At 45.6% G+C, this 23,961-nt stretch carries 25 protein-coding genes and 1 tRNA gene; 10 read left to right on the top strand and 16 right to left on the bottom strand.

Annotation, left to right across the window (positions count from 1 at the left end):
* Positions 1–82 precede the first annotated feature (82 nt).
* The 3 genes from ABD846_RS11210 to ABD846_RS11200 all read right to left on the bottom strand — a co-directional run bounded on the left by ABD846_RS11210 (position 83) and on the right by ABD846_RS11200 (position 3,202).
* Positions 83–349 (bottom strand): transposase, encoded by a 267-nt coding sequence (locus ABD846_RS11210; RefSeq protein WP_344824826.1) that lies wholly within the window; start codon positions 347–349, stop codon positions 83–85.
* Positions 350–785: 436 nt separating this feature from the next.
* Complete coding sequence (locus ABD846_RS11205; RefSeq protein WP_344826788.1) at positions 786–1,814, bottom strand: hypothetical protein; 1,029 nt, start codon at positions 1,812–1,814, stop codon at positions 786–788.
* A gap of 50 nt (positions 1,815–1,864) precedes the next feature.
* On the bottom strand, positions 1,865–3,202 hold the full coding sequence (locus ABD846_RS11200; protein WP_344826785.1) for an AAA family ATPase: 1,338 nt from the start codon (positions 3,200–3,202) through the stop codon (positions 1,865–1,867).
* 115 nt (positions 3,203–3,317) lie between these two features.
* Between ABD846_RS11200 and ABD846_RS11195 the strand changes: the two genes are divergently transcribed.
* The 6 genes from ABD846_RS11195 to ABD846_RS11170 are packed head-to-tail and all read left to right on the top strand — an operon-like array spanning position 3,318 to position 8,500.
* Positions 3,318–3,632, top strand: coding sequence for a DUF3892 domain-containing protein (locus ABD846_RS11195; protein WP_344826782.1), 315 nt, complete (start codon positions 3,318–3,320; stop codon positions 3,630–3,632).
* Positions 3,633–3,638: 6 nt separating this feature from the next.
* Positions 3,639–4,610 carry a nucleotidyltransferase family protein gene (locus tag ABD846_RS11190; RefSeq protein WP_344826780.1) on the top strand — a complete coding sequence of 324 codons (972 nt, stop codon included), beginning with the start codon at positions 3,639–3,641 and terminating at the stop codon, positions 4,608–4,610.
* 3 nt (positions 4,611–4,613) lie between these two features.
* Positions 4,614–6,269: a ThiF family adenylyltransferase gene (locus ABD846_RS11185; protein WP_344826777.1), complete on the top strand. Its 1,656-nt coding sequence runs from the start codon at positions 4,614–4,616 to the stop codon at positions 6,267–6,269.
* On the top strand, positions 6,266–6,736 hold the full coding sequence (locus ABD846_RS11180) for a Mov34/MPN/PAD-1 family protein (protein ID WP_344826774.1): 471 nt from the start codon (positions 6,266–6,268) through the stop codon (positions 6,734–6,736). Before ABD846_RS11185 ends, ABD846_RS11180 begins: the two co-directional genes overlap by 4 nt.
* The gene (locus ABD846_RS11175; RefSeq protein WP_344826772.1) at positions 6,723–7,475 is read left to right on the top strand and encodes an NARF domain-containing protein; all 753 of its coding nucleotides are present in this window, start codon (positions 6,723–6,725) and stop codon (positions 7,473–7,475) included. The genes ABD846_RS11180 and ABD846_RS11175 overlap by 14 nt, the downstream gene beginning before the upstream one ends.
* A gap of 2 nt (positions 7,476–7,477) precedes the next feature.
* A complete protein-coding gene (locus ABD846_RS11170; RefSeq protein WP_344826769.1) occupies positions 7,478–8,500 on the top strand; it encodes a hypothetical protein in 1,023 nt (340 codons plus the stop codon).
* A gap of 335 nt (positions 8,501–8,835) precedes the next feature.
* Here the strand turns inward: ABD846_RS11170 and ABD846_RS11165 are convergent.
* The 8 genes from ABD846_RS11165 to ABD846_RS11130 form a co-directional block, all read right to left on the bottom strand.
* Positions 8,836–8,919: transfer RNA gene (locus tag ABD846_RS11165), tRNA-Leu, on the bottom strand.
* 172 nt (positions 8,920–9,091) lie between these two features.
* A complete protein-coding gene (locus ABD846_RS11160) occupies positions 9,092–9,604 on the bottom strand; it encodes a DUF4252 domain-containing protein (protein WP_344826766.1) in 513 nt (170 codons plus the stop codon).
* Between the two features lie 4 nt (positions 9,605–9,608).
* A complete protein-coding gene (locus ABD846_RS11155; RefSeq protein WP_344826763.1) occupies positions 9,609–10,136 on the bottom strand; it encodes a DUF4252 domain-containing protein in 528 nt (175 codons plus the stop codon).
* A complete protein-coding gene (locus tag ABD846_RS11150; protein ID WP_344826761.1) occupies positions 10,133–10,612 on the bottom strand; it encodes a hypothetical protein in 480 nt (159 codons plus the stop codon). Before ABD846_RS11150 ends, ABD846_RS11155 begins: the two co-directional genes overlap by 4 nt.
* Positions 10,609–11,073 (bottom strand): RNA polymerase sigma factor, encoded by a 465-nt coding sequence (locus ABD846_RS11145; protein ID WP_344826757.1) that lies wholly within the window; start codon positions 11,071–11,073, stop codon positions 10,609–10,611. The genes ABD846_RS11150 and ABD846_RS11145 overlap by 4 nt, the downstream gene beginning before the upstream one ends.
* Positions 11,074–11,281: 208 nt before the next feature.
* Positions 11,282–11,818 (bottom strand): DnaJ domain-containing protein, encoded by a 537-nt coding sequence (locus tag ABD846_RS11140; RefSeq protein ID WP_344826753.1) that lies wholly within the window; start codon positions 11,816–11,818, stop codon positions 11,282–11,284.
* Positions 11,805–12,971 carry an amidohydrolase family protein gene (locus ABD846_RS11135; protein ID WP_344826750.1) on the bottom strand — a complete coding sequence of 389 codons (1,167 nt, stop codon included), beginning with the start codon at positions 12,969–12,971 and terminating at the stop codon, positions 11,805–11,807. The genes ABD846_RS11140 and ABD846_RS11135 overlap by 14 nt, the downstream gene beginning before the upstream one ends.
* 7 nt (positions 12,972–12,978) lie before the next feature.
* Positions 12,979–14,673 carry a pseudouridine synthase gene (locus ABD846_RS11130; RefSeq protein ID WP_344826747.1) on the bottom strand — a complete coding sequence of 565 codons (1,695 nt, stop codon included), beginning with the start codon at positions 14,671–14,673 and terminating at the stop codon, positions 12,979–12,981.
* Positions 14,674–14,715: 42 nt separating this feature from the next.
* On the opposite strand from ABD846_RS11130, the gene ABD846_RS11125 reads away from it, so the two are divergent.
* Entirely contained in the window at positions 14,716–15,369 is a 654-nt protein-coding gene (locus ABD846_RS11125; RefSeq protein ID WP_344826745.1) for a ribonuclease HII, read from the top strand.
* A 64-nt stretch (positions 15,370–15,433) separates the two neighbouring features.
* Entirely contained in the window at positions 15,434–16,369 is a 936-nt protein-coding gene (locus ABD846_RS11120) for a DMT family transporter (RefSeq protein ID WP_344826742.1), read from the top strand.
* Here ABD846_RS11120 and ABD846_RS11115 read toward each other — a convergent pair.
* The 5 genes from ABD846_RS11115 to ABD846_RS11095 are packed head-to-tail and all read right to left on the bottom strand — an operon-like array spanning position 16,366 to position 20,705.
* The gene (locus ABD846_RS11115) at positions 16,366–16,878 is read right to left on the bottom strand and encodes a GNAT family N-acetyltransferase (RefSeq protein ID WP_344826739.1); all 513 of its coding nucleotides are present in this window, start codon (positions 16,876–16,878) and stop codon (positions 16,366–16,368) included. The two genes, ABD846_RS11120 and ABD846_RS11115, sit on opposite strands and share 4 nt — an antisense overlap.
* 22 nt (positions 16,879–16,900) lie before the next feature.
* Positions 16,901–17,446 carry a GNAT family N-acetyltransferase gene (locus ABD846_RS11110; RefSeq protein ID WP_344826736.1) on the bottom strand — a complete coding sequence of 182 codons (546 nt, stop codon included), beginning with the start codon at positions 17,444–17,446 and terminating at the stop codon, positions 16,901–16,903.
* 10 nt (positions 17,447–17,456) lie between these two features.
* Positions 17,457–18,053: a GNAT family N-acetyltransferase gene (locus ABD846_RS11105; RefSeq protein ID WP_344826732.1), complete on the bottom strand. Its 597-nt coding sequence runs from the start codon at positions 18,051–18,053 to the stop codon at positions 17,457–17,459.
* Positions 18,054–18,097: 44 nt separating this feature from the next.
* On the bottom strand, positions 18,098–18,316 hold the full coding sequence (locus tag ABD846_RS11100) for a hypothetical protein (protein ID WP_344826729.1): 219 nt from the start codon (positions 18,314–18,316) through the stop codon (positions 18,098–18,100).
* 43 nt (positions 18,317–18,359) lie between these two features.
* Complete coding sequence (locus ABD846_RS11095; RefSeq protein WP_344826726.1) at positions 18,360–20,705, bottom strand: TonB-dependent receptor; 2,346 nt, start codon at positions 20,703–20,705, stop codon at positions 18,360–18,362.
* Positions 20,706–20,899: 194 nt separating this feature from the next.
* Here ABD846_RS11095 and purB point away from each other — a divergent pair, with 194 nt between their 5' ends.
* Together purB and prfB are read left to right on the top strand one after the other, a co-directional pair.
* Entirely contained in the window at positions 20,900–22,249 is a 1,350-nt protein-coding gene (gene purB, locus ABD846_RS11090) for an adenylosuccinate lyase (RefSeq protein ID WP_344826723.1), read from the top strand.
* A gap of 60 nt (positions 22,250–22,309) precedes the next feature.
* Positions 22,310–23,398, top strand: a complete 1,089-nt coding sequence (prfB, locus tag ABD846_RS11085; protein ID WP_344826720.1) for a peptide chain release factor 2 — start codon at positions 22,310–22,312, stop codon at positions 23,396–23,398.
* The last annotated feature ends 563 nt before the right edge of the window (positions 23,399–23,961 follow it).

Here is a 23,961-nt window from a genome sequence, read left to right as displayed (position 1 = left end):
TTAATGGTCTTGCAGGCCCGGCGGATACTTACCTGGAAAGTTTGACCCAGGTAAGCAACAATGTTCTTCCGATCACCGGGCCTTACCACTTTTTTGACAGTACATCCTTGAGCATCCGGTTATCAAGAGCCAGATCAGCGTACATCTGTTTGAGCTTACGATTCTCTTCTTCCAGATCTTTGAGCTTCTTGAGTTGCTCACTATCCATGCCTGAATACTTTTTCTTCCAGGCATAAAAGGTCACTTTAGCGATACCAAGCTCCCGGCAGATATCCTCTGATTTACGGCCATTCTCATACTCTTTAAGTGCCGAGGCTATCTGGGCCTCGCTGTGTTTGGACTTTTTCATATCGACTATTTAAAGGTAAAAAATCATACTTTTAAATGGTCCGATTTTTAGGAGGGGTTACAGTTGCTTGATTTATTCATTGCAAAATATCCCAGTGTGTGGAATGTGATTAAGGAAGAGAAAGGTGGACAGCCGCTTAGTAAAGAGTATTCAAAATTTGCAAGAAGGTTACAAGAGGTGGAGGCATTAATTATGTTCGATACAGTGAATGTTGGCTTGCTAAAATTGGTATTAAATGCTATAATAATTACGACAGCATCTACGTGAACAATTTCGAAGATTTTGAAACGGCAAAGAAATTAATCATTGAAGTATTCAACTCAGTGGGAATAAATCCAACAATAAACCCCGAATATTACAATAGCGAACGAGTTATTGATAGTGGATTTGAGATATTTAATTAATCAACTGACATCGCAAATATTTAAGGTGGCTACTAAAGCCCATAGTACTGGCGTATTACAGCAGCCAATATATTTGATGATATACCAATGGCAATTTTTCCAGCACCAGACAATGATTTACCGATAATTTTCAAAATCCAATTATTTGACTTTTCTCCCAGAGTGTTAGTTTTTGAATTAGGGGTTTCTGCTTGTACAATTTCTGCCAGTTCCTGTATATCATCATCATCAATTCCATACTTGGTTAATTGATTCTTTAAAGTATCCAAATTATTTTTACTTACATTATTGGTAGAGTAAATGTTTGCTTGATTACCTGTATTAAGGATGTTACCGTGCCCAGTTATGTCTCCAACTTGAATTTTATTTCCCATTATTATTTCATTTTTTACAGTATGTGATTGAGGATAGAGATGAGGATAATATTGTCTTACATTCTGGTAACTAAAAAGATCGTCGTGAGGTATTGAAAATCTAACATTCATGTCTCTATTATCTTCAAATCTTTTCAGAGCATCCTCGATACTGTTCATTTCAATTGTCTTATTCTCAAAACTCTCGAATTCATTTTCAGAAGTGTCTTTGAAAAAATCAAATAGTTCTTTGTAAATCTCATCCAAATTGCTTAATACAAATTGCAACCCAAGAAAATCGCTTTTGGTTTGCTTTCTAAAGTTTAGATACTTATGCTTATGCAATATAACATTCGCTACATCTTCGGATTCAAAATTATTTTTAAAATCATGGATCGCAGAACTATTGTTGTTCCAAATACTCGCGAAAACATCATCTCCAGACCATATTTTTAGTTCTTTAAGTTTATTTAATAGGGGAACATGAACATTCAGATTAAGCGGTTCAAATTTTTCTTTTATTTCCTTTTGTATTTCATCGTATTTCTGTTTGTCAATATAGTTACTTTTGGGTTTCAATTTTGACCTATAGACATCAAGGCTATTTAGTTCGATACAAAGTGGAATATACTTCTGAAGATACTCTGCTTTTTTTGAGTCTAAATAGTCAATAAAATCAAATAGAGCTTGTACCCTTTCAGTTATCATAATTTACTTTGTTTTTTGAATCCATCAAGTAGGTTTGTAAAGCGGTAAAGTTAGTACTCTGGAAAATCAAGGATACCTGTAAATAAATTAAAGTCAATATCCGGATGTGTTTTCAATCTTCCTTCGGTGTATTCTTTTTCAATTGATTGATCCGTTCTTACTGCATTTCCTTTTTCATGTATCCTGCGAAGTTCAGATTCTGACTTTGTGTTTTTAATAATTGTATATAGCTGGTCCCGTCTGATTTTACTTTTTTTAAGTAGTGTGGTATTATGGCTTGTAAAAATTAGTTGTGCTCCCTTCGGGTTAATTTTAGCATTATTAAAAAAGATGACAAGAGTTTCATACATGGCAAAATGGAATTGTGCATCCAGTTCATCAAAAAGCAATATGCTCCCCTTTAGCATTGAATCTAAAAGAAGTCCAATTAGCCCAAAGAACTTTTTCGTCCCTGCAGATTCCTGTTGGCGAAGGTCAAATCTTATTGTTCCTGCTTCCTTTCCTTCATTATCAAACATTGTATGAACTGTATGTACAACATACTTTACTTTAGGCAATAGCTCGTTTTGCACCATAAAATCCATGAAATCTAAACTCAGCTTGCTTTGTGCGGCTTGTGCGGTTTTAGATTCTACAATTGTATGGAAGCCTAAAGATGCTTCTCGCAGTATTCCCAAAAAGTTAATCTTAAAAATTTCATCTTGTAATCTTTCAGAAGTAAAGTCAATGAAAGTATCTGCGTCGAAAGTTTCGATAACTGTAATTTTCTCAAACCACTTAAGTATTTCAACAGCTGGGCGAACATTTAGAATTCCAAGTATTGATAAAAATAGAGTTTGTCCATTGGCTCGTTTAAATAATGGCTCCAAACTATTGTCGACATCTTTGTTCCAATTTTTATTATAAGTTATTCCACCACCTTGCCTATAAAAAAGATTATTTTCTCTTACAGTAGGCTCAGAATAATAAAGCCACTCTTCTGTAATTAAGCTATCCAATATTTTAAATCCATAACGGTATTTTCTATTATTTAGAAAAAATAAAATTTCCAAACTTGTTGGTTCTAAATTTTCTTTTCTCAATAAAAATGGACTAATACTGGAAGTGAAAACATTTGTTGAACTAATAGTAGAATATAACACAGCATATTTCATTGCTGCAATAGCTTTGAGAAAATTGCTTTTTCCTGCTGAGTTGTAACCTAATATTCCAACCGATCTTAGTAATCTGTAATCCCACTGATAGCTGGGTGGTGTAAATGTTTTGTCTGCCTTATCCTTAATTGGAGTAGCAATAAAGGATAAGGTGTTTTTCGATCCGAATGAAAGGAAGTTCTCTAAATTGAAGCTAATTATCATTTCAGGTCTAAAATTAAACGAAATTAACATTGGAAGTATAATCTGTGGATAAATATTTTCAACCTTAATAAACTTTTAAACGAAATTTACGTTCAAAACCCAACCAGCAGGAAAAAGATTACGTCTACACATTCAAATGATTAAAATGGCAAAAACAAGCGACTATTATATCTCTGGCGTATGGAAAGACAGCTCCCAAGTAATTACACACGTAATGCTTCACCCTGTAACCGACAATAATGGTTTTCATAGAGGTGAAAAAACTATCGAATCGGAAGTAATCAAATTGATTAAACAAGGGAATATTATTAAAACAATAACGTGGGGCTATCCGGGTTGGAATATTGGCGCAAAAGTTGGTGCCGTTACAATTTCCGGTAGAGAGTACCTGAAAACAGATGCTAATGCTACGGTTAAAGACAATCTGGACAATTCTATCTCAATGACACAAATAAAATAAGCAAAAATGGATAAAACGCTACATCTGGAATCCGTTATTACAACGCATCAGATTACAAAAGAAGAAACACTTTTAAACAAGTTCAAAGACAAGAACAAGGAAGTAAAAGAAGCATTGGTTGATCATTATGGTGATAAGTTATACTCGCCGTTCAATTCTGGTTCTTATGCAAAAAACACCGCTATTAATACTCGGTTCGATTTTGACCAAGTAGCACCGTTCAAGAAAAATGCTTTCGGTTCAAATGGAACATTGAAAGAAATGTACGAAGACGTATATAATTTCCTCTATGAAAAGTACAAGGACGTCGCTGAGGTGAAAAAGCAGAAAGTGTCCATTGGTCTGGAATTTTATGCTGACGCAGACGGCGACGTTATTAAGATTGATGTGGTACCGGGTAGAGAACTTAATCAAGATAAGTATCCTGATAACGAAGACCTTAACTTATACGTGTACTACAAGTACGGCAACATTGATGCCGGGAGTGAGCGGATCAAAACCAATGTAAAAGCTCAAATCAACAATATCAAAGACCGTGCTACTGCTGAAAAGAACTCTATTCGTAAGATTATTCGGTTGCTGAAGGTTTGGAAAGGAACAAAGTACAATTATCCAACCAAGTCCTTTTTCTTAGAGCTTATCACGTTAAAGGCGTTCGACAATAAAACGATCACCGGTAACCTTTGGGACAAGCTAAAAGCCGTCATGGAATTTATTAAAGATGAAGTAACTAAAGAAGGGTTCAAGCTTTTAGATCCTGGTAATAGTTCTAACGATTTAGCAGACACGCTGACCACGCAGGAAAAGCGAAACTTATCAGACGATATGAAGAACATGCTTGATCGTATTGAGGACAATGACGAAAATATTAAAACATACTATCCTGAAAACGCCAAATTCAAGGAAGAGGAAAAGAGATATGAGAATAAAGGCAGCGGATTTTATTCTGTACCACCTAAAAATGAACGGTTCGGGTAAGACATGGATAATCGGGTGGAAGAAATTCAACAGTATATTGGTAACATAGATTTTGTCTCGATTGATACGCCTTTTACTGTAGATGATGAATTAATTATAAAGGGCCAAGTAGTAGTAACAGTAAACGATGAAATCTCTTTATCATTCACTGTTACTATTTTACCAGAGTATCCATTGAAGCGATATAATACAGAGACGATTACATTTTCAAACCCGGACTTAATTACTTATGGCCATGTCATGGAGAAAGGGTCTATCTGTATTCATACGTCACACTGCGTAGATCTGCAACGTAAGCTACTTATTGATTTCAATTCATTAAGAAGATGGATTAAAGAGTATTTCATTGAAGGCAAAAAGGATACGAACTATGAACATTTGATTTTACAACCTGAGAAATTTAAGGGTCGGCACTATGCTTATTTTTTTACGGAAGTCGATTATCAATTCCAGGGCTGCGAGTATGGGTTCTTTGAATACATTCCAATACAATCGGGTAAGTATTATGATGCACCTGTGCATAACTATGTGGTGCAATCTTTCTTTAGTAAAAACAATAAAAAGCTTGTTGAATGCCAATGGAGCGACGGTGTTAAAAACTTATCGCACAAGAATAAGAACAGTGGTTTGTTCATTTTTATAAATAATCCGCCAGCTACCCATGGTAAGTTTGCTTTCAAAAATTGGGAAGAACTTGAGACTTATGTAAGCAAACCTTTTATTAAGTTCTTGTCTGAAGGGCAAAATGCAAACCGAAAGATTGCAGGCAATATTATACCACTATTGGTAGGATACAGGATTACTGAGACAGAGATACATTGGCAGTCCATTCTTATGGAAATTGGCAAGTTTCCAATAGCGACAGAAAAAGTAAACCAACAATGGCAAGGGTACTTTTTGGATGCACCGATAAATTGGGGCATTACAAAGAACTGCTCTTACCAATATTTTTTCGGACGTGGAAGAATGGATGATAAAATTACTAAAGGAAAAGTGTTGATTATTGGCGTTGGTGCAATTGGAAGTATGATTGCAACCACGCTTACAAGAGGTGGATGCAAAATAATTGATATGATAGACTACGATGTAAAAGAACCTGAAAATGTATGTCGATCTGAATATAGGTTTAACGCTGGCATTAATAACAAGGTGGATGAATTAAGGCAAACACTAATATCCATATCGCCATTCATTAATACCGGCACCATTAACGCAGATTTTTTCAACCTGTACGCAAAAGTGATGCTTAAAAATCATGAAGCGTCGATAGATTTTAAGAAAGCACTGCTTCAATACGACGTCATCTTTGATTGTTCAACAGACAATGATTTGATGTTTGTTCTTGATGAATTACAATTGGATAACCTGATTACATTGTCTATTACTAATAAAGCTCGCGCGGTGGCTTGTGCTACAGAGCCAAAAAGCTATTCCTGGATGATAAACCAATTTGAACAAGTATTGGAAAATGACACAGAAGATTTGTACAATCCTACTGGTTGCTGGAGTCCAACGTTTAAAGCCTCTTACAACGATATTAATACATTAATTCAGCACGCAATTAAACACATTAATTTGAAGTTTTCACAGGGGCTACCTTTAAGAAATTTCGTGTTGGATGCGCAGGAAGACTTCATCATTAAACTAAAAGAATTTTGACCTGGACAAACATCAACATTGGTTTGAAAATAGAAATTCAGGATAAGCTTCTTGATTCATTGATAGCAATCGGTAAGTGTCACTATCCTAACGAATTTGGCGGCTTTTTGATCGGTTTCTATTCCGAAGATTACCGGCAGCTAAATATTACAGACCACATTCTACCTGATAAATATAAGGGTACTCGATACTTATTTGAAAGAGACGCTACCGGCATTGATGATAAACTGAAGGAATTTTACAATCAAAATCCACAAAAATATTACGTTGGCGAATGGCATACACATCCTGATAATTTACCAATTCCCAGTAGCACTGATATTGATGCTATGAAATCAATTGCTGCTCATGGTGACGTAGCAATTAAGAACCCGGCATTATTAATTATTGGTTATAATCATTCTAAAGTTGAAATTGGTTTTTACGCATTACTAAATCACAAACTGTACAAATATGACACCTTATAGAACCTTGATGGTCGCCCTTGCCCTCGTATTTCAAAGTAGCATTCTGTTTGCACAAAGCGACTCAAGCAGAGTGGCCAATCTTGAAAAGCGGTTAAGTAATTTGGAAGATTATAAAACTAACATTGATAATTTTTCAAAAATAGAAGTTCAGAAATCGGCAAATAGCTTGAAAAAGGAAATTGATGAGGACTATAAAAGCGTAAAGAACCTTTTTACGCTTCTATTGATATTTGGAATACCGACAACAGGGTACAGTGTTTATATGATGTTTTGGGGCGTCAGTAAAAAAGTGAAAAAGACGATCAATGAAAAAATTGAAACAATTGTTGAACAAAAAAGAGAAGAGATTATTAAGCTAATAAATAGTCAAGAGTTTGAAAGTAATTTAAAGAACACCAAAAAAATTCTTGTCATTAGTCCCAACGAAGATGCTCAAGATGAAATAAAACGGACTATGTCCAACTTTAAATTTAAAAACGTCTTGTTCAGAATACACAAGTCTTTTACTACTGTGCCTGAACATGATTTAATAGTTTTCAATAATGTTGACGGCGAATTCTTGCAAAAAGAGATTAACGAGATAATGGCAGATATAAATGGCGATGATGTTTGCTTTGTCGCTTACACCACTAAAAACCTCGAAAGAAATCCTCGATTGAATTTTGCAAACGCAAAGTACACCTTATATCATAGCATACTTTCTACACTCAGCTATGTTGAATCACTTAAAGAAGCATAAATATGAATAAGGCACCTAAATACGCACTCACTGGCGCATTGGCTGTAGGACTTGGTAACGCACTGTACAATGCTATACAACAGCCAAACAATCAAAATTCAGAACAGAAGTTTGATTGGATTGAATGTTTTGCTGCATTCTGTAAAGGCGCATTAGTGGGTGGTGCGGCAGGTTTTGCTATAGGATACGTGAGAGACAATGAAATGACAAGTATACTTTCATCAATCGGCGGCTTAGATAGAGTAGTTGAAAATGTATTAGAAGAATACTCGGATACTTGTACATTTTTGGAACGAAAGGCCGAAAAAATACAACGCCTCTTATACGCAGAATTTCAGGAAGAGTTAAACAAGTATCCTACTATAAATGGATCTGCTGAACGCGATACCGCAATTGTAGGATCGGATATTGACATTCAACTTAAACTTAAAAAAGAGGCAGTTTTCATAGACGAGATGAAACCATTAATTATGGATTTTCTTATAGGATTAAAAGATAGGCACCTTGAAAAAATAAGAGATCAGGAATATTCAATTGGGTTATTCTTTAGGTATAAAGGCGAAGTAAAGCGAATTGATGTTGTTCCAACAAGAGCAGTATACAATGATAAGGACCAGGTTTATATTTATTCGTCAGTGTCTAAAAAGATACGGAAAACTAATCCTGTAAAGCAATCGCAAGCACTTAGATTTACAGAAAAGCAAAGAAAAATCATTAAGATTCTTAAAGGATGGAAAAAGGAAAACAACCTTAAACTTCCATCTGTGTTAATTGAACACTTGGTAAAGAGGGCCTTTTCAGAGTTGAGAATCTCGCGTGGTTTATCTAATAGTCTTCTGGATGTTTTGGAATACATTGCCTCAAGAATAAAATCAATCAGAATTGTTGATCCTGCTAATAGTAACAATATCATTTCTAATTGTCTCACACTTCAAGAGAAAAAGGAAATATCAAACTTTTGTTTTCAAATGGTTAATAGTATTAAGAGAGACGAGAGGAATATTCTTGATTATTTTAAAATATAATTCAACTTACCTCGTTCAAACAAACTTATCCCTCGCAAGTCATAAAAGAACTAAAGATGATGGACCGATATGATAATATTAAATAATACGAAGCACTGCTACAGAGACTAAACCTCTTTTAGCATTATTATAGAGTTATAAATAAGGAGGCCTCTAAAGAAATTATTGAGCTATTATCAATTTGGCGATAAAGCAATAGAAGTCCTTTAGTAAATATTCATCATTTAAAAGCTTGGTTCGGCAATAAAAGTGGAATAGTGCAATTTTTAGTGCAGGAAGGAAAAGCAGAAAAGAAAAAGGAGCTACGAATGAACGTAACTCCTTGATAATCAGTGTGCCCAGAACAGGAATCGAACCTGCACTACCTTGCGATAACCAGATTTTGAGTCTAGCGCGTCTACCAATTCCGCCATCTGGGCATTTTTAGATATTACGCAGCTATTTGGTAGTATAGCCGGTCCGCTGTAGCAGCGGGTTGCAAATGTAATGAGTCTTTCCCGAATTCACAACAAGTATTTTTTCTGAATTTCAGATCGTTCCGGATTATGAGCGGAGGGCTGTTACTACATATACGGGTGCTGTCAGTGCATATTAGCTCTTTCCGCCGGCTACCTGCTTCAGGCCTGATTTTCCCTTGTCGGTTTGTATATAATCCAGCATACGGCTCAGCTGCTCATAAGTGATCTGCGTGCCGGCATGCAATAAGACCAGTTCTTCCTTATTCGAAATGCTGATGACCACACTCCGGATCATCTCCCCGTCTTCGCGGATGCGGATATGGATCTGTTCCCCGTCCTGGCTGATCTTCAGCGCATCTTCGTATCCATCCTGTTCCATCGCCCGTGCAAAGTCCTGACCGATCGCAGTTCTGCGGCTGTCCGTCCCGCCGGCGGTAAACAGGCGCACAGATTTCATATACCGGAGTACCTTCCGGATATCCGGATCATTGGCAAAAATGCGCAGCAGGAGTTTCGGGACATGGATCTGCTCCACCGCAGTGTCGGATCGGTATTTGCTGTAGAAGCGGCCCAGCGCTCCCTGCGGAGCTGCCTGGCAGGAGGCGAAAAGGAAGATCGCCGCGATCAGTGCTATTAGCTTGTTCATCGTATTATTTTTTGAGCTTTTGTACTTTGTTGAGTCCGGTAATGTTCATGTCTCCGGAGATATCGGTAAGCTCAGCGAGCTTGAAATCCCCTTTGATGAACAGGATCACCTGTTCACTGCCCGTAATCCGCATCAGTAGCTCGCGGATGTGGTCGTCCTGCTCCAATACCTGGAATACGATCCTGCTCCCGCCGTCGCTCACAGACATCAGTTCCTCGTACTGCGGCAGGGATGCGTTCCCGATCAGGCGATTCAGCTCGGCAGAGGCGGCTTTGTTCTTAGGGTCATCATTATCGGCAACGATGATCTTAAACTCCTGCAGGCGCGATGCAAAGCGTACCACATCCTGGTAGCCGGGATCGCTCGGTTTCAGTTTGGACAACATTTTGAACATGGCCCGGGATATGCTCACCACGGTAACACCCGGTCTGCCCTCGAAGGAGCTTACCCATTTCTGTGCAGTGGATAACTGCGCTTCGCTGAACAGCGGTAACAGCAACAGGAAAACAACAGTACTCAATAGCTTTTTCATAATTGTTCTGTTTTTATTTTTGAAAGAGAAGATTCCAATTTGTTCAGTTGGCCTGCAGCACTGGTTCCTTTATTGAGTTGCGCGCTGACAAAGGCCAGTGCCTTACGCGCCTGCTCCAGCGCCAGCTGTTCGTCTGTGATATTACCGGAAACCGGCTCTTCGATGAGGATCTGTGCGGCAATACCGTTGCGCACCGGCAGGGAATCCGCTGACTCATCGCGGGAAACGTAGAGGACGCCTGACACTACCAGTGCAGCAGCCGCGGCGGCGGCAGCAAAAAGACGGATGACGCGTGGCCGTTTGTTGTTGCGCTTCGGTTCGTAGTTGCGGTATGCCGCCCTGGCCGCAAACAACAACTGATCTGCCGTTGCAGTTTCCTGTTCCTCTTCTGCAAGCAGCTGTTCCAATAACTGCTCTTCGTCTGCTGTGCTGGTTCCGTTGTAATAACGCTCCAGCAATTCGTTGATCCTGCTCATGCCAATTTGTTGAATAATTCGCGTAATTGTTTTCGTGCGCGGGAAAGATGTGCCCGGACTGCTTCATTGCTTAACCCCGTTATCGCTTCCACTTCCTGCAATGCATACCCTTCTATATCGCGCAGGAAGAAAATACTTCGCTGCTTTTCGCTCAGGCACTGCATCAGCAACTGGAGTCTTCTTACCTGCTCCTTGTGTTCCAGCGCCCGCGCGAGGTCCAGCGTATCCGGATGGTGTCCCACCAGTTCTTCCTCCAGCGCTTCGGGTTTCTTTTTCCTGAGTACGTCCAGACTCGCATTGCGTACGGCGCGCATCATGTACGCTTCCGGATGCACCATGCCCGAACGTTCGAGAAGCCGGATGTAGCAGTCCTGCACCACGTCTTCCGCATCCTGCAGACTGCCGAGGATGCTCTCCGCAAAGCGGATATATTTGGTTCTGGACGCGATGAGTGACTGCACTGTCTATGGACTTGTCTTCAAATGACGAATGAAAGAAAGAATTGTGACAAAAAAAGTTCAGATTTTTTTTGGAGTAAGGGCTTATCACCGGCACGAGTCTTCTTCTTTGTAAGATAATTCCAGCCGCAGACGGCCGCAAGACAGCGCTGCAATAAAAAAGCCGGTTCAAAAGAACCGGCCATAATAAAGGTATACTATCTGAATGGAATCAACGATCTGCCGGCAAAGGCATTCTTTCGCGGATGCGCAACAGGTATTTTTTGCGGAAATGAAAATCTTTCAGAGCGTTCAGCAGTTCCGGTGTCTTTCCTTCCTGCTCCCAACGCTGCGCTAATTGCGATGCTTCCTGCTGCAAGGCATCCAGCTGCGCCTGTACGGATTGCTCCGCGGCCGCCTTCAATGCGGCATCTTCCGGCTGGGCTTCATAATCCGATACTGCTTCGTTCAGCTCCATCATTTCCATCAGGAATTCCGTGGGCAGCTTATACGCTTCCTCCTCAGCCAGTACTCCCGCATCACGCAGCAGGTACGCGAGTGTTTTGTCGGGGTCGGACAGGGTTTTATACGCATCGTTCAGCAAGGCTGCCATGCGCAATGCTTCATTGCGTTCGGCGACACCGGCTGCTGCAAAGCGGTCGGGGTGCCATTGCTTGCTCAATGCATAAAACTGTTTTTTTACCTGAGCCGCATCGGGGTGCAGACTCTCGGCGATGCCAAACAGGCTGAAATAATTAATTGCTTCCATCTAATCTTTGCATGCTTTTATCAGGTCCTATCCATACGATACCGGGCTTTGTTCCGGCACGGAAAGTGCCCAGTTCGTTTTCCAGCTGTAAGGCTTTCGCTCCGTTGTGGCAGGCCCAGCTGAATAATTGTTCCCAGCCGATCTCCGGGAATTGCCGGTCGATACATTCGAGTTCTGCTAATACCGACAGCTGGTGGTTGGAGGCCAGGCTGTCCGTTCCGATGCATAATTGCAGACCCGCTTCCAGCATCTGCGGTATATCCGGCAGCCGCTGTTCGATATACAGGTTCGCATTCGGACACAGGCACCAGAACAGTTGCGGGAAGTGTGCGCGGGCAGCAGTCATATCTTCGCCCGAACTGAACGTATTATGCACGAGCATCGTCGGGCGGGTGGTGCCGAGCCAGTGCATATAGGTTTGCAGCGAATTCCTGCCCGAGGGCTGAAAGTCCGCGTGCGGAATGCCGAGCCCCTCGAGGAATGCCGGGAAGGCACCGCTTTTATCCTGGTAGAACAAAGCCTCATCCGCCGTCTCCTGGTTGTGTACCGACAATGTTTTACCGCTGCCGTGCGCACCGATCAGTCGGAACAGCGCTTCGGACACGGAATAGGGTGCATGCGGAACAATCGATTGCTGCAGTCGGTTGCCTGCTGCTTCCTGCGCGGCAAAAGCCTGGTACGTATTTTCGGCGTAGGCAAAACTCTGCGGCGCACGCTCCGGCGTAAAACCGATACTTTCTACAAACGTGTACCAGTACATGCCCGGTTCTCCGCGCAGATCCAGCGTATCTGTTGTGTTGGCAATATCGCCGATTGCCACGATGCCGTTGCGTTGCATGCTGCGGAAAGCCTGCCAGCGTGATTGCTCTTTCTCCTCCGGACTGCCCTGGTTGCGGTGCTGCATCACACGCGTAAGGAAACCGGGCAGGCCTGTTCCCTCGGGGATTACTCCCTGCATATGACTCAGCTCGGTATGGCAATGGGCATTAATGAAGCCCGGGCACAGGGTACCGGTATAATGCTCGCCTGCGACAACGGTGCCGGGGGCGAGCAATGCTTCTATGGTGCCGTCTTCCGATACCTGCAGGATGCTGCCCGTATCGGTGAAGCGGATGCCGTCGTGAATGCGGTCGGCAGTCAGGTATCGGCTCAAAGGAATGCTATTGTTTAAAATGTTTCAGGAAGATCACCTCGCGTTCGGTGAGCTTGCGCCACTTGCCGCGGGGCAGGTTTTTCTTGGTCAGTCCGGCATACATCACACGATCCAGGCGGGCCACTTCATAGCCGAGGTGCTCGAAGATACGGCGCACAATGCGGTTCTTGCCGCTGTGGATCTCGATACCGAGTTCATTGCGCTCTTCCAGCATCGACAAAGAGTCCACGGGTGCCACACCATCCTCGAGTTCCACACCGGCCAGGATCTTTTCGAAGTCTTCCGCGCTGATCGCTTTGTCCAGCGTTACATGGTAGATCTTCTTCACATTGTATTTGGGGTGCGACAATTTCTGGGATAATTCCCCGTCGTTCGTGAGCAGGATCAGACCGGTGGTATTGCGGTCGAGGCGGCCGATAGGGTAGAGGCGCAAAGCCCCGGAGTCGGATACAAGATCCATTACCGTACGACGGCCGCGCTCATCTTCCGTGGTTGTGATAAATCCTTTCGGCTTATTGAGCAGGATATAAGTCAGGTCTTTCTGGGGAGTTACCTTACGACCCGAAACGGTGATCTGATCGCCGTCCTCTACTTTATGGCCCGGTTCGGTCACCAGTTCGCCATTGATCTTCACCTTACCCTGGCGGATCAGCTCCGCCGCATCGCGACGGCTGGAAATACCGCAGTGCGCGATGTATTTATTCAAAGGCATCAGTTCGGTAAGCGGCGTCTCCGCAATGGGTCCGCTTTTTCCTTTCCCCGATCCGATCTTTTCGTGTACTACTTCATTCTCAGCCTGTAAAGACAGCGGCGCTTCTTTCGGAAACGAAGATTTCTTTTTATCTGCGTCGAAAGATCCGGGTTTGTCTTTTCTGAAAGCGGGTTTTCCTTCACGGAAACCACCGTCTTCTTTTTTGAAACTGCCTCTTTCCTTGCGGAACTCGTCGGAAGGGCGTGCCTCATCCCTGTCGTTCTTACGGAAAGCGGGTTTTCCTTCGCGGAAACCACCATCTTCTTTTTTGAAACTGCCTCTTTCTTTGCGGAATTCACCGGAAGGGCGGTTATCGTCTCTATCATTCTTACGGAAAGCGGGTTTTCCTTCGCGGAAACCACCATCTTCTTTTTTGAAACTGCCTCTCTCTTTGCGGAATTCACCGGAAGGGCGGTTATCGTCTCTGTCGTTCCTGCGGAATGCAGGTTTTCCTTCGCGGAAACCACCGTCTTCTTTTTTGAAACTGCCTCTCTCTTTGCGGAATTCACCGGAAGGGCGGTTATCGTCCCTGTCGTTCTTACGGAAAGCAGGTTTTCCTTCGCGGAAACCGCCTTCTTCTTTTTTGAAACTGCCTCTTTCTTTACGGAATTCACCGGAAGGGCGGTCTTCATTCCGGTCATCTTTACGGAATGCAGGTTTATCTTTTTTGTAGCCGGAGGCTCCGTCGCGGAATTCACCGTACGGCCTTTGCGGCTTTCTGAAATCCCCTCCTTTACGATCGTCGCGATCACGGCCGGTTCCGCCGCGCATCTCTTTGGGTGCAGCTACTTCGTTTTTACCCCGGCGTACCGGAGCTTCAGAAAATTCTGTTTTGTTACGCCAGTTTTTTTTGCCGGGCTTGTCTGCCTCGGAACGCTCCGGGGCTGCTTCCGGCCTGGTTTTGCCAAAAGTCTTCTCATAATACGATTCGCCTTTCTTAGGATGCTTCATGTTACAATTTGCAATTTTACCGGCACGAAGGTCCCGGTTCGCATGGCGAAGGTACGAAAGTGTGCAGGGATTCTCTATTTTTGCAGCAGTCTTAAGTGGTGGATGTATATGTTGGCTCCTTATTTTCAAACGGGAATTGCAGAAGCAGGTTGTGATGAGGCCGGGCGCGGTTGCCTTGCCGGTCCTGTTTTTGCGGCTGCGGTGATCCTGCCGCAAGACTTTTTCCACCCCCTGCTGAACGACAGTAAAGTACTCAGCGAAGAGGAGCGCTTTGAGCTGCGCCCGTATATCGAATCGAATGCGCTGGCCTGGTCCGTGGCATCGGTAGACAATATCGAGATCGATCTGATCAATATCCTGAAGGCTTCTTTTAAAGCGATGCATCTCGCTGTGGACCAATTGAAAAAGCGTCCTGAACTGCTGCTCATAGACGGTAACCGTTTCGTGCCTTACCTCGGCATTCCCCACCATTGTATGGTAAAAGGAGATGCACGGTTTGCATCAATCGCCGCAGCAAGCATCCTCGCAAAAACCTACCGCGATGATTTTATGGATCAGTTGCATGATGAACACCCGGAGTACGGCTGGAGTCAGAATAAAGGCTATCCGACTCCCGCTCATAAAAAGGCCATTGCGGCTTTCGGTCATACGTCTTACCACCGCCTGACCTTCCGCTCTGAGATCGGACAGCGCTGATGCGCTTTTTGACGGGCCGCAGGAATACGTTTATTTTGCAGCGCGTCTCCCGGATGCGCTATTCATGAAAAAGGCTTTAGTTCAATTACACCTTGCAGTGATCCTGTGGGGTTTTACGGCAATCCTCGGCAAACTCATCACGCTTGAAGCACCCATGCTGGTCTGGTACCGCATGCTGCTCACAGCCGGCTTTATGCTGCTGATCCTGCTCACAGGGCGGAAATGGGTGACGGTTCCTGCTAAAGGCGTTCAGCAGATGACCCGCATCGGTGTGCTGATGGCAGCCCACTGGGTGGCCTTTTACGCGGCGATTAAATTCTCCAATGCTTCCATCGCGCTGGTGTGCCTGTCCACTTCCAGCATTTTCACTTCATTACTCGAGCCCTGGATGAACAAGACGCGGCATCGCTGGGAAGAAATATCGCTCGGAATACTGGCACTGGGCGGGATGTACTGCATTTACCATTTCCAGGACCTGTATGCGCTGGGCATCATTTTCGGCATTGTGGCGGCGATGCTGGCTGCGGTTTTCACGATCTACAACAAGCGTATCGCGAACGATTACCCTGCGCGGACGATGGTGTTTTATGAAATGACAACCGGCTTCATCGTCGTGTCTTTATTGCTGCCCGTGTTGTTCTATTTCCTTCCGCAAACACAATTCCTGCCGCAGCAGACGGACATGGGCGGGCTTACGGATGGTTTTCCGGGCAACCTGCTTCATACACCCAACGACTGGATCTGGCTCGTGATCATGGCCCTGTGCTGTACCGTATGGGCGCAGACGCTTGCATTGAATGCACTGAAAAAACTGAGTTCGTTTACGATCGCGCTCAGTGTGAACATGGAGCCGGTGTACGGCATCCTCCTCGCGATCCTTATTTTCCGTGAGGACAAACAGCTGAATGCAGGTTTTATCATCGGAATGCTGCTGATCTGCCTTTCGGTGATATGGCAAACCCGCTCACTGATCCTGCAAAGCAAAAAGAAATCTGCTTAGGTAAGTTCCAGCCGGTACCAGAGCAGTGTATCGCTCGTGCCGTCTCCCCAGGTACACACTTCCTCGTACGCGTAGGTAAAGCCGAAGCGCTGATTCGCCGAGCGCGATACCTGGTTGTCTTTGCGGTGGCCGACAACAAGCGTGGATAAACCGCGGGCAACAGCCCAGGCTATGCGTGCTTCATAAAGCAATGCGGAAAGCCCTTTGCCGCGTTCTTCCGGACAGATAAACGATTGCGTGAGGAAGGCAGCCTGCGGATTTTCTTTACTGATAATGACACCGGTAATGCCGATCAGTTTGTCGGAATGATATAAGCCGAAACAGGATCCGTCCGGGTTGGAAACACGTTGAATCCACTCCGCATCGGAAAATGCCTGCTCTTTCGCAAGGCTGGCTGAGAATACTCCGGGTTCGGTGCGTAACGCTTCGAGGCGCAATGCCTTATACGCTTGCACATCGTCTGCGGTAAAAGGCCGAACCCTATATTGATCTGTATTGGGTGCACTCATTATATTCCGGAAAAGAATTCAATTATTGCAATGCCTGCCACTGCTCCCGGTCGATGCGGAAAATTTCCACCGGCATCAGGTCTTTGAAAATTGTTTTGTGGTGCAGCTGCATGTCGTTCCTGAGCGCTACCTGCTTGGAAGGTTCGTTCTCTTCATGGATAACGGATATCAGCGAATCGGTGAAGCCCGATGCAAATGCGATATCCCGTGCTTTCCTTGCGGCTTCGGTTGCATAACCTCTGCCCCAGAATGCCGGCAGCAGAGAATAGCCTACCTCCAGCTCGCGCTTGCCATCCACCTCCTGCACCAGCAGTCCGCACTGTCCCACGAATAGTCCGCTTTCCTTTTCGTATAATGCATTCATACCGCCGCGTCCTTCGGCGATGCGGTTCAGTCCGCGCTCAAACCACATGCTGCACTGCTCCTCCGGAGTGGGCAGGTAATCCAGCCCCACCATGCGCGGATTATTCTGATTGTCGAAAAACGGCAGCCATTCTTCAAACAGAATATCCTGCACCGGGCGGAAAGAAAGACGTTCCGTTTCTGTTCCTGTCAATAAGTAATTCATGAAATAGGGATTAATAGTTGTTCAATAGCGTTTGTATGTTTGATAACCCTTCAGAGGAGATCAGTTCCTGCAGCGATAAAGGCGGCAGCGGTGTTGCCGGAGCTGCATCGCCCAAGCTCAACTGATACCAGCGGGTGCTGTGCCATGCACCATGTTTGAACCCGATATCGCGGAATTCTCCGATCTCGCGAAATCCGGATTTGCGGTGCAATTGCTCGCTGCCTTCATTGGGCAGGGCTACCCCGGCAAATACATTTGTGTAACGCATTCGTTCCAGCAGACCCATCAGTGAACGGTACAGGCGCGTGCCCGTTCCTTTTCCGCGGTGTTGCTGGTCGAGATAGATCGTGCTTTCTGCGCACCATTGGTAGGCTGCGCGGTACCTGAATTCGCTGGCGTAGGCGAAGCCGGTCAGCTCGCCGTTTTCTTCGCAGACAATGCAAGGGTATTTCTGCGCGATATGCGCGATGCGTTCGGTGTATGCTTCCAATGAAGGAACCTCATATTCAAATGAGATAGCAGTATCTGTGACGTAAGGAGTGTATATAGCCAGCATGGCGGCTATATCTTCAGGGACCATCAGCCGGAGCATAAAAGAGGTGTTCATGTGGGTGTGGTTTAAACATCGCTCCTGCTACCGTCCGGAACAGTTCAACTGCGTGCGCGGTTGTGACGCCACCAGAAGATAGCCAGTACGGCAATGAGCGTAAGCGGCAGGAAAGCCAGGTAGATAATGCCCATATTCAGCCCTTCTGCTCCGTTCTTACCCAGCTGGTTCGCGGTTTGTGTACACACAGAACAACCCTGAGCCGCAGCACGCAGCGTTGCAGTAAATGTGAGTACAGCCAGCGAAAGCAATGTTTTTTTCATCATTCAGCTTTTTCCTGTCGCAAAAGTACGACTATTCGCGGCTTTATTTAAAGGTAAAATTCCAGGTAACGGAGGGCACCCAGCGGAACAGGCTGTATTGAACGGCCTGTGTTTCGCTCGGATTATCCGGGTTGTTCCGGAAATTGATGATGTAGGCGTTTTCACGACCATAGGCGTTGTAAAGGCTGAATGCGATCTCGGACTTATAATGTTTCGTGTCGCGTACTTTCCAGGTCGCACCCAGATCCAGACGATGATAGGCCGGCATCCGGTAACCGTTACGATCGGTGTACACATACACCACCTGGTTGTTGATATTGTATTTGCCGGTAGGGAATGTCACGGCATTACCGGTATTGTACACAAAGGTTCCGGAGACAGTCCATTTCCGGCTCAGGTGATAAATGCCCACCACAGCCAGGTTGTGCGTCTGGTCCTGCCGGGCCGGATACCAGCGTCCGCTGTTCACACCATCTATCTGGCGTTCGGTACGGGAAAGCGTATAGCTGATCCAGCCTGTCACTTTGCCCTCTTTCTTCTTCAGTGAGAATTCCGCACCATAAGCGCGTCCTTTCCCGAAACGCAGGTCGGCCTCTACGAGTTCATTCCCCTCGATCTGCGCACCGTCGCGGTAATCGACCTGGTTTTGCATCGCCTTGTAATAGACTTCTACGCTGGTTTCGTATTTATTGTCTTTAAAATTGCGGTAATACCCGACAGAACCCTGGTCGCCGATCTCCGGTTTGATGATATTGCTGTTGGTGATCCAGCGGTCGGTGGGACTGGACGATGTGGTATTCGACAACAGGTGCATATTCTGGATATTGCGTGCATAAGACGCTTTCAGCGAGTGCTGTTCATTGAGGATATATGTAGCAGCGATACGCGGTTCCGGGTTCACATAGGTCTTTACAAAGTCACCCTTGCCATAGGTCATGGTGCTGGTCTGGTTGCCCTGGGCATCGAATTCGTAGAACTTACCGGGTCCGAGCACGGAGAACGAGCTGACGCGCAATCCGTAGCTCATGCTGAAATGCGGGGACGCCTTCCAGTCGTTGTTGATAAACACCGCATTTTCCCATCCGTAGCGTTTGGTCAGCTGCAGGTTGTTCACGCCGGAAGTGGCAGAAGCGCGGATCTCACCGGGTACCAGGTCGTGATAGGTAGAGTTGAATCCGAATTTAACGGTATTCTTATTGTTGGCATACCATTGGAATTCCTGTTTCAGGTTCCAGTCAGCAATCTTGGAAATGATCTTGATGTCGTTCTGGTCTACAGTCAGCCGGATATTATAATTGTAGTTGCTGTAGATCAGTGAAGTGTTCGAAAACAGTTTTGAATTGAAGATATGGTTCCAGCGCAAAGTACCGGTCGCATTGCCCCAGTCGATACCAAATATCTTTGCCACACCGATCACATCCTTCCCGAAGTAGCCGGAAAGATACAGGCGGTTGTTTTCATTCAGTGTGTAGTTGGCTTTCAGGTTCAGGTCGTAGAAATACAGCTGGTTGTTACGCTGATCCGGATTGTTCGACAGTTTCAGGAACATATCTGCATAGGTGCGGCGTCCGGAAATCAGGAAAGAGCCTTTGTTCTTTTTGATCGGACCCTGCAGCATCAGCCGGGAAGCAATAAGCCCGATACCGCCTGAAACCTGGAAGTTCTGATCGTTACCGTCATTCATGCGCACATCCATCACGCTGGCCAGGCGACCGCCATACTGCGCGGGCATATTGCCCTTGTACAGCGTTACGTCCTTGATCGCGTCGGAATTGAACGTGGAGAAGAAACCCAGCAGATGCGATGCATTATATACCGTTGCTTCGTCCAGCAGGATCAGGTTCTGGTCGGCGCCGCCACCACGCACGTAGAAGCCGCTGGAGCCGTCTCCCGCGCTTTTCACACCCGGCAGCAATTGTAAGGTCTTCAGTACATCGCGTTCCCCGAACAGTACCGGAATATCCTTGATCTGCGCCATATTCAGTTTTTCCACACCCATGGAAGTGGAGCGTACATTCTCATTCTTAACAGTGGAGGTCACCACCACCTCATTCAGGGAAGTGCCTTTTTCCTGCAGAGAAATGTTCTTCACGACGTTGCCGTGCAGGGATATTTTCTCCGTCACCTGGTTGAACCCGAGGTAAGTATATTGTATGGTATAGTCGCCCTCTTTCAGGCTCAGGGAATAAAAGCCGTAGTCGTTGGTGGTGGTTCCGAGCGATTTTTGCTCGGCTACCTGCACAATCACATCGATGAGCTTCTCGCCGTTGGCACTGTTTTTAATGGTGCCGCTGATCGTATAGGTGTTTTGCGCCCAGGTACCTGCGGCTGCCAGCAGGCAGACAAATGTGAACAGTAAGCGTTTTCTCAGAATGGTGAAATTGTGCATAAGTGGTGGTTAAGCGCTGCAAATGTAGGCTACGCCTTTTGAAAGCTTTACCTTATTCGCATGTTAAATTTGTTACAATTAAGCTGTGGGATATGCTGCAATCACTATACTTCCCGGCTTTTGCGGGAAGGCAGGACTGTAAGAAAGAAGCGTTACAGGCTGGATAAAAGAATTTGTAGAAGTACCTTTGCGCCATGGAATTAACAGCACTTACTGCCATTAGCCCTGTAGACGGGCGTTATCGTGCCCAATTGTCGGCACTCGCTCCCTATTTTTCAGAGTTTGCCCTGATCCGCTACCGCGTATGGGTGGAAGTGGAATACTTCCTGTTCCTGGCAGAAAAGAAAATATTTAAGCTGCCTGCTTCCGTGAAGCCGGTGGCGTTGCGTAAGATCTACCAGGAATTCAGCGAGGAAGACGCCGCTCAGATCAAAGCTACGGAGCGTGTCACCAATCACGATGTAAAAGCAGTGGAATATTTCCTGAAGCAAAAGCTGACGGCTCTTGGTGCGGAATCCTGTGCGGAATGGGTTCACTTCGGTCTCACTTCCCAGGATATCAACAATACCGCTATTCCGCTCTCCTGGAAACATGCTCTGGAAGAGCAATTCCTGCCTGCCGTACATAATATCGTACTGCAACTGCGTAAAATGGCCAAAAGCTGGAAAAGCATTTCTATGCTGGCTAAAACACATGGACAGCCCGCTTCTCCCACCACATTGGGTAAGGAGATCATGGTGTTTGTGGAGCGCCTGGAAGGACAGATGCAACAGTTTTCTCATTTGCCATTCGCCGCTAAATTCGGCGGAGCAACGGGCAATTTCAACGCGCATTTCGTGGCTTTCCCGAAGACGGACTGGGTGAAATTCGGTAACGAGTTCGTTCAGAAAAAGCTGGGACTGGAGCGTATGCAGTACACCACACAGATCGAACATTACGATAATCTCGCAGCACAGTTCGATACCTTAAAACGTATCAACACGATCCTGATCGATTTTTCGCGCGATGTGTGGACTTATATTTCCATGGATTATTTCAAGCAGCAGACAAAGAAAGGAGAGATCGGTTCTTCGGCGATGCCGCATAAAGTGAACCCGATAGATTTCGAAAACGCGGAAGGTAACCTCGGTATCGCAAACGCCCTGTTCGAGCACCTGTCGGCCAAGCTGCCTATAAGCCGCCTGCAACGTGACCTTACGGACAGTACCGTACTGCGTAATATTGGCGTACCTGTGGCGCACAGCTTCCTGGCACTGCGTTCGCTGGAAAAAGGTATCGGTAAATTGTTGCTGAACGAAGCGAAACTCCACGAAGACCTGGAAAATAACTGGGCGGTGGTTGCGGAAGCTATTCAGACGGTGTTGCGCCGCGAACAATTCCCGCAGCCTTACGAAGCACTGAAAGAGCTGACGCGCGGGAAAGCAGGTGTCAATAAGAAAACAATGCATGCCTTTATTGATGCATTGAAAATACCGGCGACGCTTAAAAAAGAGCTTAAGGCCATCACGCCGCAGAATTATACGGGCGTTGTATTTAATTACTAAACCAAAAATATACACAGAAGGCCGGGATTCATTTCCGGCCTTCTGTGCAGACCATAAACGATGACTCAGGAACAATTGAAAGATATGCGGGAAAGGGTGCAGCATCTGCACCGGTTTCTGCGCATCGGCGAGCGTAAGGAGAAGATGGAGAACGATCGTCAGATGACGCTTGCACCCGGCTTCTGGGATGATAATGCCCGTGCTACGGGTATCCTCAAGGAAATTAAGGTAAACAAATACTGGGTGGATCTGTTCCAGGCAACCAGCGATTCGGTGGAAGACTTTGCCGTGATCTTTGATTTCTGGAAGGAGAACGAGGCAACGGAGGACGATGCAAAACAGGGGTATGAGGCGGCAATCCGCTCCCTCGACGAGCTCGAATTCAAATCGACGCTGAACGAGCCGGAGGATGAACTGCACGCGGTGATGGTAATCAATTCCGGAGCCGGTGGTACGGAGAGTCAGGACTGGGCGGAAATGCTGCTGCGTATGTACCGTATGTATGGGGAAAAGCAGGGCTGGAAGGTCGCTGAGATCGATGTGCAATATGGCGATGGGGCAGGTATCAAACAGGCGACGATCGAATTTGAGGGGGATTTTTCCTATGGTCTGCTCAAAGCCGAAAGCGGGGTGCATCGACTGGTGCGTATCTCTCCTTTCGATTCGAATGCAAGACGCCATACCTCATTCGCTTCGGTGTTTGTGTACCCGATGGTGGACGATAGCATCGAGATTGAAGTGAGTCCGGCCGATCTGGAATGGGAATTTTACCGTTCCGGTGGTAAAGGCGGACAGAACGTAAACAAGGTGGAAACAGCGGTACGTCTGAAGCATATTCCTACCGGTATTATCGTGGAATGTCAGCAGGCGCGTACACAGGGTGAGAACCGCGAAAAAGCCTTGAAGATGCTGAAGAGCCGCTTGTATGAAGAGGAGCTGCGCAAGCGGGAAGCCTTGAAGAACGCGACCAATTCCAGCAAGAAGAAGATCGAGTGGGGATCCCAGATACGATCTTATGTATTCCATCCGTATAAGATGATCAAAGATCATCGTACCGATTATGAAGTGGGCAATGTCGGGCCTGTGATGGACGGAGAGATCGGCGATTTTATCAAAGCCTATCTCATGACCCAGAAAGAAGAAGTATAACACACGTTTGCAACGGCAATAACAGAGAAGCGCCCGGACTGGTCCGGGCGCTTCTTGTATGATCAATCCGCTCGCACGCGCTGGTTTCCCCTCCCCGTCCCGATCCCGATCCCGATAGCTATCGGGATCGGGAGGGATTTGCTCGAGCTGAGCACCGTCCAACTTGTTGTGGTGTCATTGCGACGAGCGTATAGCCTGTGTGGTAGATAGCGAGGAAGCAATCTACAGTAATCGTTCAGAGATTGCTTTGCCTTCTTCGCTTGGGTTGTTCCAACCCTTCGCTCATTGGCGCGCTCCCGATAGCTATCGGGAGACGTTCGGGTTAGGTATTGTTGCCAATAGGTTTTTGCACTGTGCACAATCCCCATTGCGCGTCGAAGCAATCTTTTTCGCAACGCCATTCTCCTCGTTTTTCTTAGACCCACCCCCGACCCCTCCCCGGGAGGGGATTTGCTCCGTGTTGAGCATCGTCCAACTTGTGGTGTCCATGCGAGGCGCGCGCACGCAGGAGCGCCCCCTCCAAACCTTTGTAGTGTACAAGCCCGTATAAAGCGGGTTGAAGC

This window comes from Rurimicrobium arvi, from assembly GCF_039540495.1.
In the GTDB taxonomy this organism is placed as follows: Bacteria; Bacteroidota; Bacteroidia; order Chitinophagales; family Chitinophagaceae; genus Rurimicrobium; species Rurimicrobium arvi.
This window is presented reverse-complemented; position numbering and strand designations above follow the sequence as displayed.

Bases quoted from the DNA above. Each gene is read 5' to 3' on its own strand.
- ABD846_RS11125 (WP_344826745.1), top strand. From the start codon at position 14,716: ATGGCGAAGGTACGAAAGTGTGCAGGGATTCTCTATTTTTGCAGCAGT.
- ABD846_RS11210 (WP_344824826.1), bottom strand. From the start codon at position 349: ATGAAAAAGTCCAAACACAGCGAGGCCCAGATAGCCTCGGCACTTAAA.
- ABD846_RS11140 (WP_344826753.1), bottom strand. From the start codon at position 11,818: ATGGAAGCAATTAATTATTTCAGCCTGTTTGGCATCGCCGAGAGTCTG.
- ABD846_RS11130 (WP_344826747.1), bottom strand. From the start codon at position 14,673: ATGAAGCATCCTAAGAAAGGCGAATCGTATTATGAGAAGACTTTTGGC.
- purB (WP_344826723.1), top strand. From the start codon at position 20,900: ATGGAATTAACAGCACTTACTGCCATTAGCCCTGTAGACGGGCGTTAT.
- ABD846_RS11155 (WP_344826763.1), bottom strand. From the start codon at position 10,136: ATGAAAAAGCTATTGAGTACTGTTGTTTTCCTGTTGCTGTTACCGCTG.
- ABD846_RS11095 (WP_344826726.1), bottom strand. From the start codon at position 20,705: ATGCACAATTTCACCATTCTGAGAAAACGCTTACTGTTCACATTTGTC.
- ABD846_RS11190 (WP_344826780.1), top strand. From the start codon at position 3,639: ATGGATAAAACGCTACATCTGGAATCCGTTATTACAACGCATCAGATT.
- ABD846_RS11105 (WP_344826732.1), bottom strand. From the start codon at position 18,053: ATGAACACCTCTTTTATGCTCCGGCTGATGGTCCCTGAAGATATAGCC.
- ABD846_RS11120 (WP_344826742.1), top strand. From the start codon at position 15,434: ATGAAAAAGGCTTTAGTTCAATTACACCTTGCAGTGATCCTGTGGGGT.
- ABD846_RS11195 (WP_344826782.1), top strand. From the start codon at position 3,318: ATGGCAAAAACAAGCGACTATTATATCTCTGGCGTATGGAAAGACAGC.
- ABD846_RS11200 (WP_344826785.1), bottom strand. From the start codon at position 3,202: ATGTTAATTTCGTTTAATTTTAGACCTGAAATGATAATTAGCTTCAAT.
- ABD846_RS11185 (WP_344826777.1), top strand. From the start codon at position 4,614: ATGGATAATCGGGTGGAAGAAATTCAACAGTATATTGGTAACATAGAT.
- ABD846_RS11175 (WP_344826772.1), top strand. From the start codon at position 6,723: ATGACACCTTATAGAACCTTGATGGTCGCCCTTGCCCTCGTATTTCAA.
- ABD846_RS11115 (WP_344826739.1), bottom strand. From the start codon at position 16,878: ATGAGTGCACCCAATACAGATCAATATAGGGTTCGGCCTTTTACCGCA.
- prfB (WP_344826720.1), top strand. From the start codon at position 22,310: ATGACTCAGGAACAATTGAAAGATATGCGGGAAAGGGTGCAGCATCTG.
- ABD846_RS11205 (WP_344826788.1), bottom strand. From the start codon at position 1,814: ATGATAACTGAAAGGGTACAAGCTCTATTTGATTTTATTGACTATTTA.
- ABD846_RS11150 (WP_344826761.1), bottom strand. From the start codon at position 10,612: ATGAGCAGGATCAACGAATTGCTGGAGCGTTATTACAACGGAACCAGC.
- ABD846_RS11110 (WP_344826736.1), bottom strand. From the start codon at position 17,446: ATGAATTACTTATTGACAGGAACAGAAACGGAACGTCTTTCTTTCCGC.
- ABD846_RS11100 (WP_344826729.1), bottom strand. From the start codon at position 18,316: ATGAAAAAAACATTGCTTTCGCTGGCTGTACTCACATTTACTGCAACG.
- ABD846_RS11170 (WP_344826769.1), top strand. From the start codon at position 7,478: ATGAATAAGGCACCTAAATACGCACTCACTGGCGCATTGGCTGTAGGA.
- ABD846_RS11160 (WP_344826766.1), bottom strand. From the start codon at position 9,604: ATGAACAAGCTAATAGCACTGATCGCGGCGATCTTCCTTTTCGCCTCC.